The 14,527-nt window shown below is 63.8% G+C and carries 13 protein-coding genes; 3 read left to right on the plus strand and 10 right to left on the minus strand.

Annotation, left to right across the window (positions count from 1 at the left end; genetic code table 11):
* Positions 1–45 precede the first annotated feature (45 nt).
* The 5 genes from NFG58_RS05470 to NFG58_RS05490 form a co-directional block, all read right to left on the minus strand.
* Positions 46–483: a GFA family protein gene (locus NFG58_RS05470; RefSeq protein WP_108450220.1), complete on the minus strand. Its 438-nt coding sequence runs from the start codon at positions 481–483 to the stop codon at positions 46–48.
* A gap of 267 nt (positions 484–750) precedes the next feature.
* Positions 751–1,230: a peroxiredoxin gene (locus NFG58_RS05475; RefSeq protein WP_108450219.1), complete on the minus strand. Its 480-nt coding sequence runs from the start codon at positions 1,228–1,230 to the stop codon at positions 751–753.
* Positions 1,231–1,294: 64 nt separating this feature from the next.
* On the minus strand, positions 1,295–1,984 hold the full coding sequence (locus tag NFG58_RS05480; protein WP_045992600.1) for an SDR family oxidoreductase: 690 nt from the start codon (positions 1,982–1,984) through the stop codon (positions 1,295–1,297).
* 278 nt (positions 1,985–2,262) lie between these two features.
* The gene (locus NFG58_RS05485; protein WP_045992599.1) at positions 2,263–3,612 is read right to left on the minus strand and encodes an MFS transporter; all 1,350 of its coding nucleotides are present in this window, start codon (positions 3,610–3,612) and stop codon (positions 2,263–2,265) included.
* A gap of 496 nt (positions 3,613–4,108) precedes the next feature.
* Positions 4,109–4,768: a murein L,D-transpeptidase catalytic domain family protein gene (locus NFG58_RS05490; protein ID WP_342586432.1), complete on the minus strand. Its 660-nt coding sequence runs from the start codon at positions 4,766–4,768 to the stop codon at positions 4,109–4,111.
* Between the two features lie 311 nt (positions 4,769–5,079).
* Between NFG58_RS05490 and NFG58_RS05495 the strand changes: the two genes are divergently transcribed.
* A complete protein-coding gene (locus tag NFG58_RS05495; protein ID WP_045992597.1) occupies positions 5,080–6,786 on the plus strand; it encodes a L,D-transpeptidase family protein in 1,707 nt (568 codons plus the stop codon).
* A 177-nt stretch (positions 6,787–6,963) separates the two neighbouring features.
* Positions 6,964–8,022 carry a spermidine/putrescine ABC transporter substrate-binding protein gene (locus NFG58_RS05500; RefSeq protein ID WP_348827722.1) on the plus strand — a complete coding sequence of 353 codons (1,059 nt, stop codon included), beginning with the start codon at positions 6,964–6,966 and terminating at the stop codon, positions 8,020–8,022.
* Positions 8,023–8,239: 217 nt separating this feature from the next.
* Here NFG58_RS05500 and NFG58_RS05505 read toward each other — a convergent pair whose 3' ends face one another.
* The 5 genes from NFG58_RS05505 to NFG58_RS05525 all read right to left on the minus strand — a co-directional run bounded on the left by NFG58_RS05505 (position 8,240) and on the right by NFG58_RS05525 (position 13,790).
* Positions 8,240–8,854: a LysE family translocator gene (locus NFG58_RS05505; RefSeq protein WP_108450217.1), complete on the minus strand. Its 615-nt coding sequence runs from the start codon at positions 8,852–8,854 to the stop codon at positions 8,240–8,242.
* Positions 8,855–8,978: 124 nt separating this feature from the next.
* On the minus strand, positions 8,979–11,318 hold the full coding sequence (locus tag NFG58_RS05510) for a molybdopterin cofactor-binding domain-containing protein (protein ID WP_348827723.1): 2,340 nt from the start codon (positions 11,316–11,318) through the stop codon (positions 8,979–8,981).
* Positions 11,315–11,779, minus strand: a complete 465-nt coding sequence (locus tag NFG58_RS05515) for a (2Fe-2S)-binding protein (RefSeq protein ID WP_222515451.1) — start codon at positions 11,777–11,779, stop codon at positions 11,315–11,317. Before NFG58_RS05515 ends, NFG58_RS05510 begins: the two co-directional genes overlap by 4 nt.
* 456 nt (positions 11,780–12,235) lie before the next feature.
* On the minus strand, positions 12,236–12,760 hold the full coding sequence (locus tag NFG58_RS05520) for an invasion associated locus B family protein (RefSeq protein WP_045992593.1): 525 nt from the start codon (positions 12,758–12,760) through the stop codon (positions 12,236–12,238).
* A gap of 235 nt (positions 12,761–12,995) precedes the next feature.
* Positions 12,996–13,790: an arylamine N-acetyltransferase gene (locus NFG58_RS05525; RefSeq protein ID WP_348827724.1), complete on the minus strand. Its 795-nt coding sequence runs from the start codon at positions 13,788–13,790 to the stop codon at positions 12,996–12,998.
* 185 nt (positions 13,791–13,975) lie between these two features.
* Between NFG58_RS05525 and NFG58_RS05530 the strand changes: the two genes are divergently transcribed.
* Complete coding sequence (locus tag NFG58_RS05530; RefSeq protein ID WP_348827725.1) at positions 13,976–14,488, plus strand: YgjV family protein; 513 nt, start codon at positions 13,976–13,978, stop codon at positions 14,486–14,488.
* The last annotated feature ends 39 nt before the right edge of the window (positions 14,489–14,527 follow it).

Raw genomic sequence — 14,527 nt, forward strand, 5'->3', positions numbered from 1 at the left:
TGGCGCAAGTCACCAACGCTGGCCAAGGGCCTGGAGGAACCAGTCTCAGCTGTCCTTGGAAAACGCCTCGAACAGTTCCTGGCCTGTCAGATTGCGGGTGTCGTTGCCGAAGTGGTACCAGTGGGGCTTCTCGTCGATGAAGATCTGGAGGTCGAACCGCCAGGCTTCTCCGCTGTCGATCAGGCCAACGGGTACCGAAGTGTGCTCGCCGTTCTTCAATCGGTAGAACAGGTGGGTGCCGCAGTGGCGACAGAAGGCACGCTCGGCCCAGTCGGACGATGAATAGAAGGTGACAGCCTCTTCGCCTTCGAGCGTCAGCTGACTGACCGACTCCAGCGCCAACAGCGGGCCGCCGCCCCAGGTTCGACACATCTGGCAGTGGCAGGCGCCGACGCTCTGCTGTTCAAGAGCTACCTTGAGTGTCACCGCACCGCACAGGCAGGTACCGCTCAGGCGCATGGCCTGGTCTGCTGTCGCGTTCATGGTCCGTGCTCTCGTCAGTGGGGGCTACCCCCCAAGACTAGCAGAACTGTGCTGGATGACCGCCTTGAAGAAGGGGGTGAAGGCGGGGGCTTGGAGGCGGGGGCGTCAGCCCCCGCTTGCAGCGCCAGGCTTTATACGAAAAGCCGGCGAGCGATGGTTAGACAAGGCAAAAATCGGTGAGAAAGCGCAGTTTACGAGGTGTAAATGAGCATGTTGACCCGGTTTTTAACGCCGTATTACCGAGCGCAGGCACTTTTCGTACAAGCCTTAGAGCCTGGCCAGCACCGTCTCGGCACTGGACGCCTCGATCACGCCGCGTTCGGTGTCGACGCCCAGATACTCGACCACGCCGTCGTTGACGATCATCGCGTAGCGCAGGCTGCGCACGCCCATGCCTGCGGCACTGGCATCCTTGTCCATGCCGATGGCTCGGGTGAAATCGGCGTTACCGTCGGCCAGCATGGTGATCGCTTCGGCGTTCTGGTCCTTCTGCCAGGCGCCCATGACGAAGGCGTCGTTGACCGCCAGGCAGGCGACCGCGTCGGCCTTTTCCAGCAGCTTGTCGGCGTTGACCACGAAGCCGGGCATATGGGTGTTGGAACAGCCCGGAGTGAAGGCGCCGGGGACAGCGAACAGCACCACCTTGCGTCCTGAAAAGAAGGCGTCGGTGGTCAGTGACTCTGGACCCTTGTCGCCGTTGGTAAAGAGGGTCACGTCGGGCAGGCGTTCGCCGGTAGCAATGGTCATGAGGTCTCCATCTGGGTGTGGTGAAATCGCGTCGGTGATGGTGGTGTCCGAAGAGTGAAGACGTTCACTCTTCCAGCGGTGGCGTGGGACGCACCAGGATCTCGTTGACGTCGACATGGTGCGGCTGGGAGATGGCGTACATCACGGCGTTGGCGACGTCGCGATCTTCCAGGGCATGTTCCGGTGGTTCATCGAAGAAGGGGGTGTTGACCATGCCGGGCTCGATGAGCGTGACTCGGATCCCGCTGCCGCGCAGTTCCTCGCGCAGGTTGTAGCCGATGCCGGAGACCGCCCACTTGGTGGCACCGTACATGGAGCCGGGGATGGTGGTACGCCCCGCTGCCGAGCCGGTCAGCAGGATGTGTCCGTGGCTACGCCTGAGCTCGGGCAGGCAGGCCTGGATGGTCAGCCCCAACCCGTACACGTTGGTCATCAGCATCGACTTCCAGCTTTCCGGGTCGGCCTCGCTGAAGCCGCCAGGAGAGCCACCACGTCCGGCGTTGGCGAACACCGCGTCGAGACGACCAAAGCGCTCGAGGGTCTCGTCCACCATGGTCTTCTGGGCCTCGATGTCGGTCACGTCGACGCCGACCGTCAGCACGTTCTCCGGTCCCAGCTCCTGAGCCAGGGCCTCGAGTCCGTCCTTCGAACGGGCCGCCAGGACGAGGTGATAGCCCTCTCGAGCGGCCGCCCTGGCCGTGGCGGCCCCGATGCCGCTTGACGCTCCGGTGATCAGCAACACTCGTTCTCGCATCGCTTCCTCCTGGTCTCTCGGTGACGGGGCTTGACGGGCTATCTCTGTATGATTGATTCAGCATGCTCGTCCATTGCCTTTGTTGCAATCCTTCGGGCGGCGTCTGCGACTTTCAAGGGGCATCTTTTCCCGGATATCGGGTAGCAGAAAAGGATGAGTCCTGTCGGATATTGGCGGACGGACCTGCACGGGAGGGGCTCGTCAGGCTGGGCCCGATACGAGAAGGCCCGGCAGGATGCCGGGCCCAGGTCGTCTTGCCAGGGGTCGCAACAGCGGACTCAGCGCAGCGACAGCGCGCCCCTTGTCTCGCCTGAGGCAGCCTGTTCGTAGGCGGCGGCTTCTTCGGCTTCGACCTCGGGGCTGAAGCGCACCAGCAGCGCGCACAGCGAGGCCAGGATCACCGCCGCGCCCAGGTAGAACAGCCCCTGCTGGTAGCTGATCGATTCGGAACGGAACAGGAATCCCGCCGCCACCGCACCGGCGTTGCCGCCGGCGCCGACGATACCGGCCACCGCGCCGAGGGCGCGACGGTTGATGAAGGGCACCACGCCGAAGGTGGCGCCTTCGGCCATTTGCACGAACAGACTGAACACCAGCATCAGGCCGATGGCCAGCGCCAGTACGTGCATCTGGGAGAAGAACATCAGTGCCACGCCCTCACACAGCATGGCGATGAACAGCCAGCGTACGCGACCCTTGAGCCCGGCGTTGCGGGCGAACAGGTCAGAGAAGACCCCGCCCATGGTGCGAGCGAACAGGTTCATCAGGCCGAACAGTCCGGCGATCATGCCGGCGGTGGCCAGGGTCAGGTCGAAGTTGTCGAAGAAGTAGATGGCGGCGATGTTGTTGATGGTGAGTTCGACGCCGAAACAGGCGGCATAGACCACGAACAGCGCCCACACGCGGATATCCCGGGCGGCGGCGCCGAAGGTGCTGGACATGGAGCCTTCGCCGGAGGCTTCCGGCAGCTCGCCGCGTGCGCGCAGGTCCTTGAAGTTGCCGTCGGGCGCGTCCTGGGTGAAGCGGTAGTAGCACAGACCGGCAATGAACATCACCACACCTGGGACCACCATGGCCAGGCGCCAGCCCAGGGTCTCGCTGACGCCCAGCATCAACAGGCCGGAAAAGATCAACGGCATCAGGATCTGGGTAGTGCCACCGCCCAGGTTGCCCCAGCCGGCGGAGGTGGCGTTGGCCGTACCCACCACATTGGGCGCGAACATCACCGAGGTGTGGTACTGGGTGATGACGAAGGAGGCGCCGATCGCGCCGATGGCCAGGCGGGCCATCAGAAAGGACTCGAAGCTGTCGGCGAAACCGATGCTCATCACCGGGATGGCGCCCAGGCACAGCAGCCAGGTGTAGGCCAGGCGCGGCCCGATACGGTCACACAGGACGCCGATGGCCAGACGCACGATTACCGTGATGGCCACCGAGGCGATGATGGTGTTGCCGATCTGGGTCTTGGTCAGTCCGAGGTCATCTCTGACCACGGCCATCAATGGCGCGATGCCGAACCAGCCGAAGAAGCACAGGTGGAAGGCGAACCAGGAGAAGTGAAAGGCTCGCATCTGGGGAGTCGAGAAGGAAAACAGGCGAATCCTGTTGGCCTTGTTGCGCAGATTCATGAACACAGCCCTCGCTGGGTGGACGAACACTCGAACTTGTGTGGCCTTCGCCATTGAAGGTCGGGTCCGACGCACTCGTACCGCTGGGGCCTGGTCTACGTCTGGCTCTCGCTAACCACTACCAAGCAAGCGGGATGCCTGTTTTTATTGAAACCTTGTTATATCAACGCTTTGTGGTTTTTATGCTGAATAGCACTTCAGTAGGATCGCATCATTGCGCTGCATCATTGTGCACTCGACACCGCCCCAGTGCGCCGACTTGGTGCCAAAGGGAGAAGGTAGAGGAGAGCAGCGAAGAGAGAAGGAGCAGGAAGAGAGAGAAGGAGCAGGAAGAGAGAAGGCAGAGGGAGAGAGAAGGGAGAGAAAGAGAAAGGAGAACGACTCAAGAAGATGTGCGAACAGAACTGCGAACAGAGATGCGAAAAAAAGAGAACAAGGAGGAGCGGTCACCCGCCGCTGGCGGGTGACGCCGACGCTGGAACCTCAAGCGACGGACTCAGTCGTTGAGGGCCAGGCGCTCACTGCTGTTCGGACAGCGCAGAAAGGCCGAATTGTTGAGCCAACGCTGGTCCGGGTAGTAGGTGAACAGGTACTGATTGTCGCGAATGCTGTTGATCAAGGGTACCGCCACCTCGGTACGTACCGCCGGACAGCCGTGGCTGCGGCCGATGCGTCCGGTACGGTCGATGAACTCCTGACTGACGTAGTCCGCACCGTGCATCACGATGGCGCGATCGAAGGCGTTGTCGTTGACCCCCGGCTCAAGACCCTCGAGTCGCAGGGAATAGCCGTTGCTGCCTACATAGCTGTTCTTGGTGCGAAACAGTCCGATGCTCGACTGGTAGCTCTCGGGCACGTTGGAGAACAGCGTGGCCATGGCGTCGCCGGAGTTCTTGCCGTGGCTCACCCATTCGCGAAACATCAGCCTGGGCTGGCGCAGGTCGAAGACCCATAGGCGGCGTTCGGTTGAAGGCAGGGAAAAGTCGATGACCGCCAGGCGCTCGGCGCCGGGGTCGGCGCAGTTGAGCGCCCGTGCGGCCAGGCGCAGTACCCCCGGGTTGGCCTTGGGGGCGAGGCGGGCCAGGGTCTGTTCGAGCGATGTGGCTGACGGCGCATTCGCCCTGACGGATGTCCTGAGAAAGTCCTGAGCGAGCACAGGCGCCGCAAAAAAGGCACTTAGGGTCAATAATAAGAGGTAACGAAAAATCGAGAGACGAGGTGATGCATTGTCATGAGAGGAGCTTCGTGACATCTCTAGGCTTCCTGTCGGTGATGTCGCGGATACGCGAACAGGCGTTACGCAAGATCAAATAACGCGATACGCTAATACACGGAGCGGAGAAACATGATCTTCGCGCACGCTAGAAAAATCAGGTCGGCTCGGCGGATCCCGATACCGACGACTCTATTATGACAATACCGCCCAGGATGGCCAGTATTGACGTCATGTTGCAGGGAGTAGATGCCATGTTTAGCCCAAATGTTCTATTGCGACTCATGCCAAGGAGGGGCGTCGCTGTAGCGCTTTGTTATGGTCTGCTGGTTACCCCGGTCTGGGGGGCAACGGCAAGCGACGGAGGCGACGTCAGTGGCGAGGTCGCCAACGGCCAGGGGCTTGCCAGCGATGCCAGCGTCGAGCAGAACCTTCAGGATCTCGACGGGGTCGTGCCGGGTCCCCTGGCCAACGAGTTGGTCGGCGCCTCCGAGATGGCGCAGCGATTCTACAGTCTGCGTGGCCAGCGTCCGGTGTGGACCGACATGGGCCGCGTGGAGGCCCTTGCCGACGGACTCAGGACGCTCGAGGACGATGGGCTCTCACCCTCGGACTATGCGCCCGACGCGCTGCTTGGCCAGGCCAGGGGGGCCGATCTCGAGACCCCTGGAGGCTTCGAGCTCGAGGCCACCGAAACGCTGCTGACCGCCATGGCCCACCTGCAACGTGGCAAGGTGGATCCACACCGCATCGACAGTGACTGGGAGGTCGATATTGCGCCACCGACGTTCGATCTGGTGGCGTTGTCGCGTGCCTTGGACGACGGCGATGTCGAGGCTGCGCTGGCGCTAGCACGGCCTCCTTTCGAGCCGTATCGTCAGCTAAGGGCCGCCCTGGCACGCTATCGCAACATCGAACGTCTGGGGGGCTGGCCACTGCTGCCGAGTCGCGAGACGCCGCTGCGTCCCGGCGATCAGGACACCGACGTCGCGCTGTTGCGCCAGCGCCTGGCGATGATCGGTGAACTGGAAGTGATGTCCGCCGACACCGGCCACTACCCGCACGTGGAACTCGAGGCCCCCGAAGCTGAGGTGTACGACAGCACCCTGGCCGAGGCGGTACGCCGTTTTCAGCGCCGCCACCTGCTCGCCGACGATGGGGTGGTCGGACCCAATACCCAGACCGCCCTCAATCTTCCGGTGGGCTTTCGCATCGATCAGATCCGCGCCAACCTGGAGCGTGCCCGCTGGCTGCTGCATGGCCTGCCGGACTCTTTCGTGCTGGTCGATATCGCCGGTTATCGGCTCAGCTACTTCCGCCCCGACGGCGACGTCTGGCGCTCACGTATCGTCGTCGGCCAACCCTACCGGCGCACGCCGACATTGCGTTCGGAGATTACCCACCTGACCCTCAACCCCACCTGGACGGTGCCGCCCACGATCTATCGTGAGGACATTCTGCCTCGAGTGAAGCGCGATCCGGGGTATCTGGCCAGCCGTGACATGGTGGCGTTATCACCCTCCGGCAAGCGCGTTGATCCCTATTCGGTCAACTGGTCGAGCCCCGGCGGGGTGATGCTGCGCCAGGGGGCCGGGCCTCGCAACCCCTTGGGGAGGGTCGTGATCCGTTTTCCCAATGACCACCTGGTCTACCTGCACGACACCCCGTCGCGAGGGCTGTTCAACCGTACTCAGCGTGCGCTGAGCTCAGGCTGTATCCGCGTGGAAGGGGTGGCGGAGCTGGCCCAGCTGTTGTTCGACGACTCGGACACCTCCGCCAACGTCGGCCGCCTGATCAACGACGGCAAGACCCGCAACGTGCGTCTGGATCGGCGCATTCCGGTGGTGCTCAACTACTGGACGGTGCAACCCGAGACCGACGGCCACCTGGCCTTCCGTCCCGATATCTACGACCGCGACCAGGCGGTGGTAACGGCGCTGGATGCCCCGGTCATCCTGTAACAGGCCTGGAGTATCCACGACGCCGCTCTCGCAAGCGGCGTCGTGCCTTGTGAGGGGGAGGGGCGGGCCTGTCAGTTTCGCGTTGTACAACGCTGTCTGGCTGGCGCATTATTTGCCTGCGAACCAAGCGCTTTTCAGACAAGATCAAACAACAACGACATGGAATGAGGCGAAGTCATGCAACGATGGATGGCGGTGGCAGCACTAGGCATGGTCAGTACCGGTGTCTGGGCGCAGGATGACGACAAGCTGTTTCTGTTCAACTGGACCGAGTACATGGACCCGGCGCTGGTCGAGGCCTTCGAGCAGGAGTTCGGGGTGGAGGTGGTGCAGAACTACTTCACCTCAAACGCCGAGATGTTCTCCAAGCTGGCCGCCGGTGGTGACGCTCAATACGACGTGGTGGTGCCCACCGACTACTACGTCACCCGGCTGATCGACGCCGGCCTGGTGAGGGAGCTCGACGACCTGCGCATCCAGCAGGGGCGAGAGGATCTGATGGAAGCCTTCCGCCAGCCGCCCTATGACCCCGAAGAGCGCTACAGCGTGCCCTACCTGTGGGGCGTTACCGGTATCGTCTACGACACCAACACCTTCGACGAGCTGCCGCACTCCTGGAGCGTGCTGTTCGACCCCGAGATCAATCCCGACCAGCCCTTCGCGCTGCTGGGTGGCGATCCCCAGGTATCACTCGGCATGGCCTGCGCCTACCAGGGAGCGGGGTTCGACTGCGTCGGTCAGGAGGCCTGGATCAACGCCGCCAAGCTGGTCAGCCAGACCCTGGAACGGGGCAACTTCACCGGCTTCGTCGACAGTACCGCGGCGGTGGAGCAGGTGGCACGAGGCGTCAGTGCAGTGGCGGTGACCTACAGCGGCGACGTGGACTACCGCAAGGCCGATTCCCCCGAGATCTATGGTGATCTGGCCTTCTTCGCCCCCGAGGAAGGCGCCCAGCTCGGCATGGATACCTTCGTGGTGCCGGCGAGAGCCCCCCATCCGCAGCTGGCCCAGGACTTCATCAGCTTCATGATGCGTCCGGAAAATGCCGCCAAGGCGGCGAACTATGCCTACTACAGAACGCCCAATGAGGCTGCCCTGCCGATGGTCGACGAGGCACTGCGAGAGGCCTCCAGGCTCGATCCCGAGACCAGCGGTCACCTGGTGACCACGCCGCTGATCGAGGGGGACTCGCTGACCATGCTGCAGCAGCTATGGACCGAGGTGCGCTCACGTTGAAGCGCGCATGGGTGTTGTTCGAAAAGTGTTCGTCCTCGTCCACGTTTCGGATGTGACCTCGAGGGCGTTGGTGCCTAGTGCGCCGCGCCCTTTACGCCCACCTTGCGATCGCTTGACCTTGATACCCTTGGTGTCTCGAAGGGCATGAGGCTTCGGCCACGAAATCGGCAAGGGGCTGTTCTTCCTCTATCTCTCCGCTATCTCTCCTATCTCTCCGCTATCTCTCAGCGAGGGCCAGCTTGGCACCCAAGGCAATGAAGGTCCCGGCGAACAGTCGCCGAAAAGCGGTCATGATGCCGGGGCGTCCCGCGACGTGGCCCCTGATCCAGGCAGCTCCCAGCCCATAGGCAGAAAAGATCACCAGGGTCATCAGCATGAAGATGCCGCCGAGGCCCAGCATCTGTTCGAGTGCGCTCGCTCCCGACGCGGTGATGAACTGCGGCAGAAAGGCCAGGAAGAAGACCGACAGCTTGGGATTGAGGACGTTGATCAGGGCACCGATGACGCCGATCCTGACAAGCGAACCCTGACGGGCCGGTCGGCCAGGGAGGTCCAGGGCTCCACCCTGCTTCAGCAGGCTAAGGGCCATGTAGAGCAGATAGATGACGCCGAGTATCTTGAGCACGGAAAAGGCCAGGGCGCTGGTATGCAGGATGGCGGCGACGCCGGTGATGGCGGCAATCAGCGAAGGCACGATGCCAAGTGTGCAGCCAAGCGACGCGGCCAGACTAGCCTTTGCACCACGTCCGAGTCCTGTCGCCAGGGTATAGATGACCCCGGTGCCGGGGGCAAGCACTACGATGAGACTGGTCAGCAGGAACTCTATCGACATGGTGACGCTCCTCAATCCGATTGATGCTGGCGGTAAAAAAGCGGCCAGGCGACCCTTTCAGGGTAGCCTGGCCGCTCGCTTTTGCACGGACGTCACCGCGCAAGGGGGCTCACCTCGGTGGACGTCAGCCCTTCAGCTGGTTGCCCACCGGCAGCTCCCGGATGCGCTTGCCGGTGGCGGCGAAGATGGCGTTGGTCAGGGCCGGCGCCACCGGGGGAAGCCCTGGTTCACCCACGCCGCCCATCGGCGCATCGGGATTGTCGACCAGATGGACACGCACCTCACGCGGGGCGTTGGCCTGGCGAGGCAGCAGGTACTGGTGGAAGTTGTCCTGTTCGATGCGACCGCCGCTTGCGCTGATCTCGTTCAGCAGGCCGATGCCGATGCCCATCACCACCGAGCCCTCCATCTGGGCACGGATGCGCTCGGGGTTGACCCTGGGGCCGCAGTCGAAGGCCACGTCCGCCTGGTGGACGATCACATTGCCCTGATCGTTGACCTCCACGTCCAGCACGATGGCGGTGTAGGAGCAGAAGCTGTGATGCACCGCCAGGCCCTGGCCGCGGCCTTCGGGCAACGACTTGCCCCAGTCGGCTTCCTTGGTCGCCCGCTCGACGACGCCACGCAGGCGTCCGACATCGATGGTATAGCGCTCCGGGTCCTCGCCGTAGTTCCAGGTGGCGCCGACGGCCAGCGGGTCGATCTCGCGCGCCGGCCCCAGAAGTTCCAGCAGGTAGTCGCGATGATCGCGTCCGGCGGCTGCGGCGAGTTCGGCAACGAAGCTCTGGATGGCAAAGGCGTGGGGCAGGTTGACCACCGAGCGGAACCAGCCGATGCGCTTGTGCGCCGGGGCCTCGCCGTTTTCCAGCGATAGCGCGGGAATGTCGAAGGGCAGGGGTGTCAGGCCCATGCCGAGTTCGTAGGTCGCCTTGTACCTGGGGTCGTCCTGGAAGATCGACATGATGGTCGGCGCCAGGGTGCGATGACGCCAGCCCTGGACCTTGCCGTCGCTGCCAAGACCGGCTTCCAGGCGGTCCACCGACAGCGCGTGGAAGTAGGTGTGGTGAAGGTCGTCCTCGCGGGTCCATTGAAGCTGCACCGGGCGGCCGTCGAGGGCACGACTCAGGTGCGCCGCCTCCACCACGAAGTCAGGCTTGGCCTTGCGCCCGAAGCCGCCGCCCAGCAGCGTCTGGTTGACCTTGACGCTGGCGCCGTCGATGCCGAGCTGCTCGGCGACCTGGTCGCGGGCGCTCTGCGGGTCCTGCACCGGCGCCCAGGTCTCGGCACCGTCTGCGCTCACCCGGGCGATGGCCACCGGTGGTTCCATGGTGGCATGGGCCAGGTGAGGCATGTAGTAGGTGGCGCTGTGGCGGGACTCGGCGTCGGCCAGCGCCGCCTCGATATCGCCGCTGGCTCTGAGCACCTTGCCGGGGGAATCGGCGCGCTGCGCGAGCATCTCGCGGTAGCTTTTGGTGTCGTAGCCGGCGTTGGCGTCGAGCCCTTCGGTATTCCACTGGATCTTGAGCGCCTTGCGTCCTTCGATGGCCGCCCAGGTGTTGTCGGCGATCACCCCCACGCCGCCGAGCGGGTGGAAGGACGACGGCTGGGAGGTGCCCTCGAGCCTGACGGTCTTGATCACCCCGGGAATCTTGAGCGTCTCGCTGTCATCGACGCTGGCGACGCTTGCACCCAGCACATCGGGGCGCGCGATCACCGCGTAGGCCATGTCCGGCAGGCGCATGTCGCCGCCGTAGATGGCCTTGCCGCTGACGATGTCCTCGCCATCCACCGCGGGAGCGCGCTCGAGGTTGCCGGTATCACTGTCGTGGCTGGGGCCTAGGGACTTGCCGATCAGTCGCCATTCGCTTTCTGGCTTGAGCGAGAGGGTGTCTCGAGAGGGGATATCGAGCTCCCTGGCCGCCGCCGCCAGCTCGCCGAAGCCGAGTTCGCGCCCGCTAGGCGTGTGGACGATGACGTGGACGCCGGCCTGGCATTCGTCCACAGGTACGTCCCAGCGCTGGGCGGCGGCCTGTTCCAGCATCCGACGGGCCGAGGCGGCGGCCCGCCGCATGGGATCGAACCAGTGGCGCATGCTGCGCGAGCCGTCGGTGTCCTGGTTGCCATACGTTTCGGAATCCCCCGGTGCCTGGGTAGCCTTGACCTTGCTCCAGTCGGCACCCAGCTCATCGGCGGCCACCATCACCAGGCTGGTACGGATGCCCTGGCCCATCTCGGCGCGATGGTTGGTCACGGTGACGCTGCCGTCCTCGTCGATCTGGATGAACACGTTGGGATTGTCGACCCAGCCGTAGGCCATGCCGGCGGCGCCGTACTGCTTGTCCTCGGCGGCGGCGGCCAGGTCCCAGCGGGCGGCTACCACCAGCGCGCTTCCGGCGGCCAGTCCTTGGAGAAAGCGTCTGCGGCTGACGTTGGCCAGCAGCAGCGTATCGACGGCACGGTTCATGCCTGCTCCTCCTGTCCGGCTGCACGATGGATCGCGGTGCGGATCCGGTTGTAGGTGCCGCAGCGGCAGATGTTGCCCCCCATGGCGCTGGCGATGTCATCGTCGCTGGGGTTGGCGTTGTCCTTGAGGAAGGCGGTCGCGCTCATGATCTGGCCGGCCTGGCAGTAGCCGCACTGGGCCACGCCGATATCCAGCCATGCCTCCTGCACCTTGCTGCCGACAGCGTCGGTGGCCATGGCCTCGATGGTGGTCACGCGCTTGCCCGCCGCCGCCGCTACCGGCGTGACGCAGGAGCGCACGGCGGCGCCGTCCAGGTGAACGGTGCAGGCGCCACACAGCCCCATGCCGCAGCCAAACTTGGTGCCGGTCAGATTCACCACATCGCGCAGCGCCCACAGCAGCGGCATCTGCTCGGGCACGTCCAGTTCATGCTGCTGGTCGTTGATCGTCAGGGTTATCACCGTTCACCTCCTGATGCTTGTTGTTGTCGATGCGCTCTTTGTTGGCGCTGTGCTCTTTGTTGGCGCTGTGCTCTTTAATGTCGATGCGCTTGCGATATCGCTGCGCTCTTCACTGGCACTGCACTGGTCGTTGTCGCCATGCTTGCCGTTGCCTTGGCGTGTCACGGTCGAGGCTTTGCCCCTGCAGCTGATCATAGGCAATTTACCTGCAACTTATTGTTCCACTTTGGGCCGAAGTCGGCGCCCTTGGCTAAGCGTACTTAGGTGTGCGAGTGCCGTAGCACGGCCTCGGCTCTGCCGACCGAAAACGCCAGCGGGAGAGGGGGCCAAAGAAATGCGCGAGCGCAAGATCGATAACAATGCGACTGGCAGAAAATCGACAGGTGGGGAGAAGAGACAGGAGAGGAGAAAAGACAAGGGACACGCCACCCGAAGGCGGGTGGCGTGAAGGATCGATCAGTTCTGGTCGACGCGATCCTTGGCGGCGCTGAAGCCCATCAGCGACACGTTGAGGTCCTGACGCTGGCCGCGCGGGTTGACGATGCTGACGGTGGCAGTGCTGCCGGCCTTCAACTGGTTGAGCAGTTGCGGCTGCAGCGGGATGTCGGCACGGCAGCCCTGGGGCACACACACCTGGTAGGGCATGCCCACCGGCTCGTTGGTATCGACCTTGAGCTGCAGGCCTGGGGCCAGACGTACGCCCAGCGGAACCAGGAAGGTCATGGCAGAACCGTCCAGCTGAGCAGGGTTGCCGACCACGACCCGAAGGACCGGCTCGCCATCGGCACCATTGACCAGCTGGGTCATGGAGCAGGAGCCGTCGGACGGGTTGACCGGGCAGTTGACCTCCCAGGACTGGAAGGTTTCGGTGTTGACGGCGGGTCCGGCATTACCGGTGCTCTGGGCGAAGGTCAGCGGCGACAGCGCCAGCAGGCTCAGCACACCGGCGGCACGCAGGCCGGACGCAAGGCGATTGAACATAAACGGCAGGCTCCTTTCCAAATCCATTGGCAGACAAAGGCTCGGGGCATAGTTCAACACGGAATGGGGCCTGTTGGCGACTGTCGCGAAGGGTTAAGGGCACTGACCACGGCGCCATGTCGGATTTTCTCTTTTTCCCAGCCCAGCCCAGCCCTACACAAGACGCGGTCGACCTCGGATAGCGTGGAAGCAGGAGCGACTGCGGGATCGATCGAGAGATCGACTGCGGGATCGACTAGAGTGGGGCGAGATCCTCGTAGCTCGCCTCCAGCACGATCCCGAAGTGCTCTTCAAGTGCCGCCAGGTAGGCCGCGCCCGGGGGCAGGAGCTGTTCGCTTGTCGTGTCCCCGCGTCGGATCTTCAGGGTGAAGTCGGAAAGGCTGATCTGGCCCTCGGGGGTGGTCAGCGCGGCCATGCGCGAGGTGGTGAAGTGCAGGCCTGGCCAGGTGGAGGTGAAGTGATTGGCCATCTGAATATCACCTTCGCACACCGTGGTGAAATCGACGCTATAGAGGTCGACCCATTGGGCTCCCATCAATGATTGCAGCATGATCCCGTAGCGAGCGTTCTCCACCAGTCGTAGTGTCTGGTCTCCGATGTGGAGCGGGGTGTCCGGGGTCAGCGGGATCGGTGCACGGGGCGTATTGGTGCCGAAGCCGGCGTCGACCAGCCATTGGCGTTTGTCCAGCGTCACCAGCGATACCTGATGACTGCGCCCGGTGGGGGGTCCCGACAGATGCACACGTCCCAACAGGGCCCTGGCCTCGAATCCGAAGGCCTCAAGTGCCATCAGCAACAGGCCGTTGAGCTCGAAGCAGTAGCCGCCCCGGCGTTGACCGATGAGCTTGGCCAGAATCCCCTGGGCACTGACATCCACGCCGCGGCCCAGGCAGATATCGAAGTTCTCGAAGGGCAGCGAGGTGAGCTGGGCGCGATGCAGCGCGCGCAAGCACTCGGCAGACACCTCGACGGGTTGCACAAGGCCGATACGCTCAAGGTATTGGTCGCAGGGAAAGTCCGAGAGGGGCATGGGCGGTTACGCGTAGCAAAGTTCGGTTTAGCCTAGTGCGAGGGCAGCGGCCTTGCCAGCCTTCGCGCGTCGTCACCACGCATGCGGACAGGCTCGGTCGCTTGCCTGCCTGCCCGGCACAGCGCAACAGCCGTGGTAGGATGACCGATCCTTTTTCGATCGCTTGGGGGCTTGGCATGGAGGAGATGGGGCTGCGATGGCTCGCCGGGCAGGCCGTCAGCCTGGTGGCGCTCACGCTCTGCGTGATCGGCTTCGCCAGCCGGCATGACGACAAGCTGTTGGTATTGCTGCTGGGAGCCAACCTGGCCTTCGCGACCCAGTTTGCCCTGCTGGGGAGCTGGGTAGCCGCGTCGATCTCGGCCCTGATCATCCTGCGCATCGCTCTGGCGCGACGCTTTCCCGGCAATCTGGCGATCATGCTCGGCATGTTGCTCGCCACCTTGCTGGTAGCGGCGCTGACCTGGAGCGATGCGCGTGATCTTCCTGCCCTGGCGGCAGGGCTGCTTGGCACCTTTGCCATGTTCATGCTCAGAGGGGTGGCGATGCGTCTGGTACTGGCCGGCGCCGCCTTCTGCTGGATCATCAGCAATCTGCTGGCAGGTTCGCTGGGTGGCACCCTGGCCGAGACGCTGATCTTCGCCACCAATATCATCACCATCGTGCGCCTGAGGCGCCAGGCCTCGGCCGCCGCCCACTGATCCTGGCGGCTGTCGTCGATTCCTTGTGGTGGACGCGAA

This window comes from Halomonas sp. RT37 (assembly GCF_040070525.1).
Lineage (GTDB): Bacteria > Pseudomonadota > Gammaproteobacteria > Pseudomonadales > Halomonadaceae > Halomonas > Halomonas litopenaei.

Coding starts and splice junctions, on each gene's coding strand:
- NFG58_RS05505 (WP_108450217.1), bottom strand. CDS start 8,854: ATGTCGATAGAGTTCCTGCTGACCAGTCTCATCGTAGTGCTTGCCCCC.
- NFG58_RS05485 (WP_045992599.1), bottom strand. CDS start 3,612: ATGAATCTGCGCAACAAGGCCAACAGGATTCGCCTGTTTTCCTTCTCG.
- NFG58_RS05530 (WP_348827725.1), top strand. CDS start 13,976: ATGGGGCTGCGATGGCTCGCCGGGCAGGCCGTCAGCCTGGTGGCGCTC.
- NFG58_RS05495 (WP_045992597.1), top strand. CDS start 5,080: ATGTTTAGCCCAAATGTTCTATTGCGACTCATGCCAAGGAGGGGCGTC.
- NFG58_RS05520 (WP_045992593.1), bottom strand. CDS start 12,760: ATGTTCAATCGCCTTGCGTCCGGCCTGCGTGCCGCCGGTGTGCTGAGC.
- NFG58_RS05470 (WP_108450220.1), bottom strand. CDS start 483: ATGAACGCGACAGCAGACCAGGCCATGCGCCTGAGCGGTACCTGCCTG.
- NFG58_RS05525 (WP_348827724.1), bottom strand. CDS start 13,790: ATGCCCCTCTCGGACTTTCCCTGCGACCAATACCTTGAGCGTATCGGC.
- NFG58_RS05500 (WP_348827722.1), top strand. CDS start 6,964: ATGCAACGATGGATGGCGGTGGCAGCACTAGGCATGGTCAGTACCGGT.
- NFG58_RS05510 (WP_348827723.1), bottom strand. CDS start 11,318: ATGAACCGTGCCGTCGATACGCTGCTGCTGGCCAACGTCAGCCGCAGA.
- NFG58_RS05475 (WP_108450219.1), bottom strand. CDS start 1,230: ATGACCATTGCTACCGGCGAACGCCTGCCCGACGTGACCCTCTTTACC.
- NFG58_RS05480 (WP_045992600.1), bottom strand. CDS start 1,984: ATGCGAGAACGAGTGTTGCTGATCACCGGAGCGTCAAGCGGCATCGGG.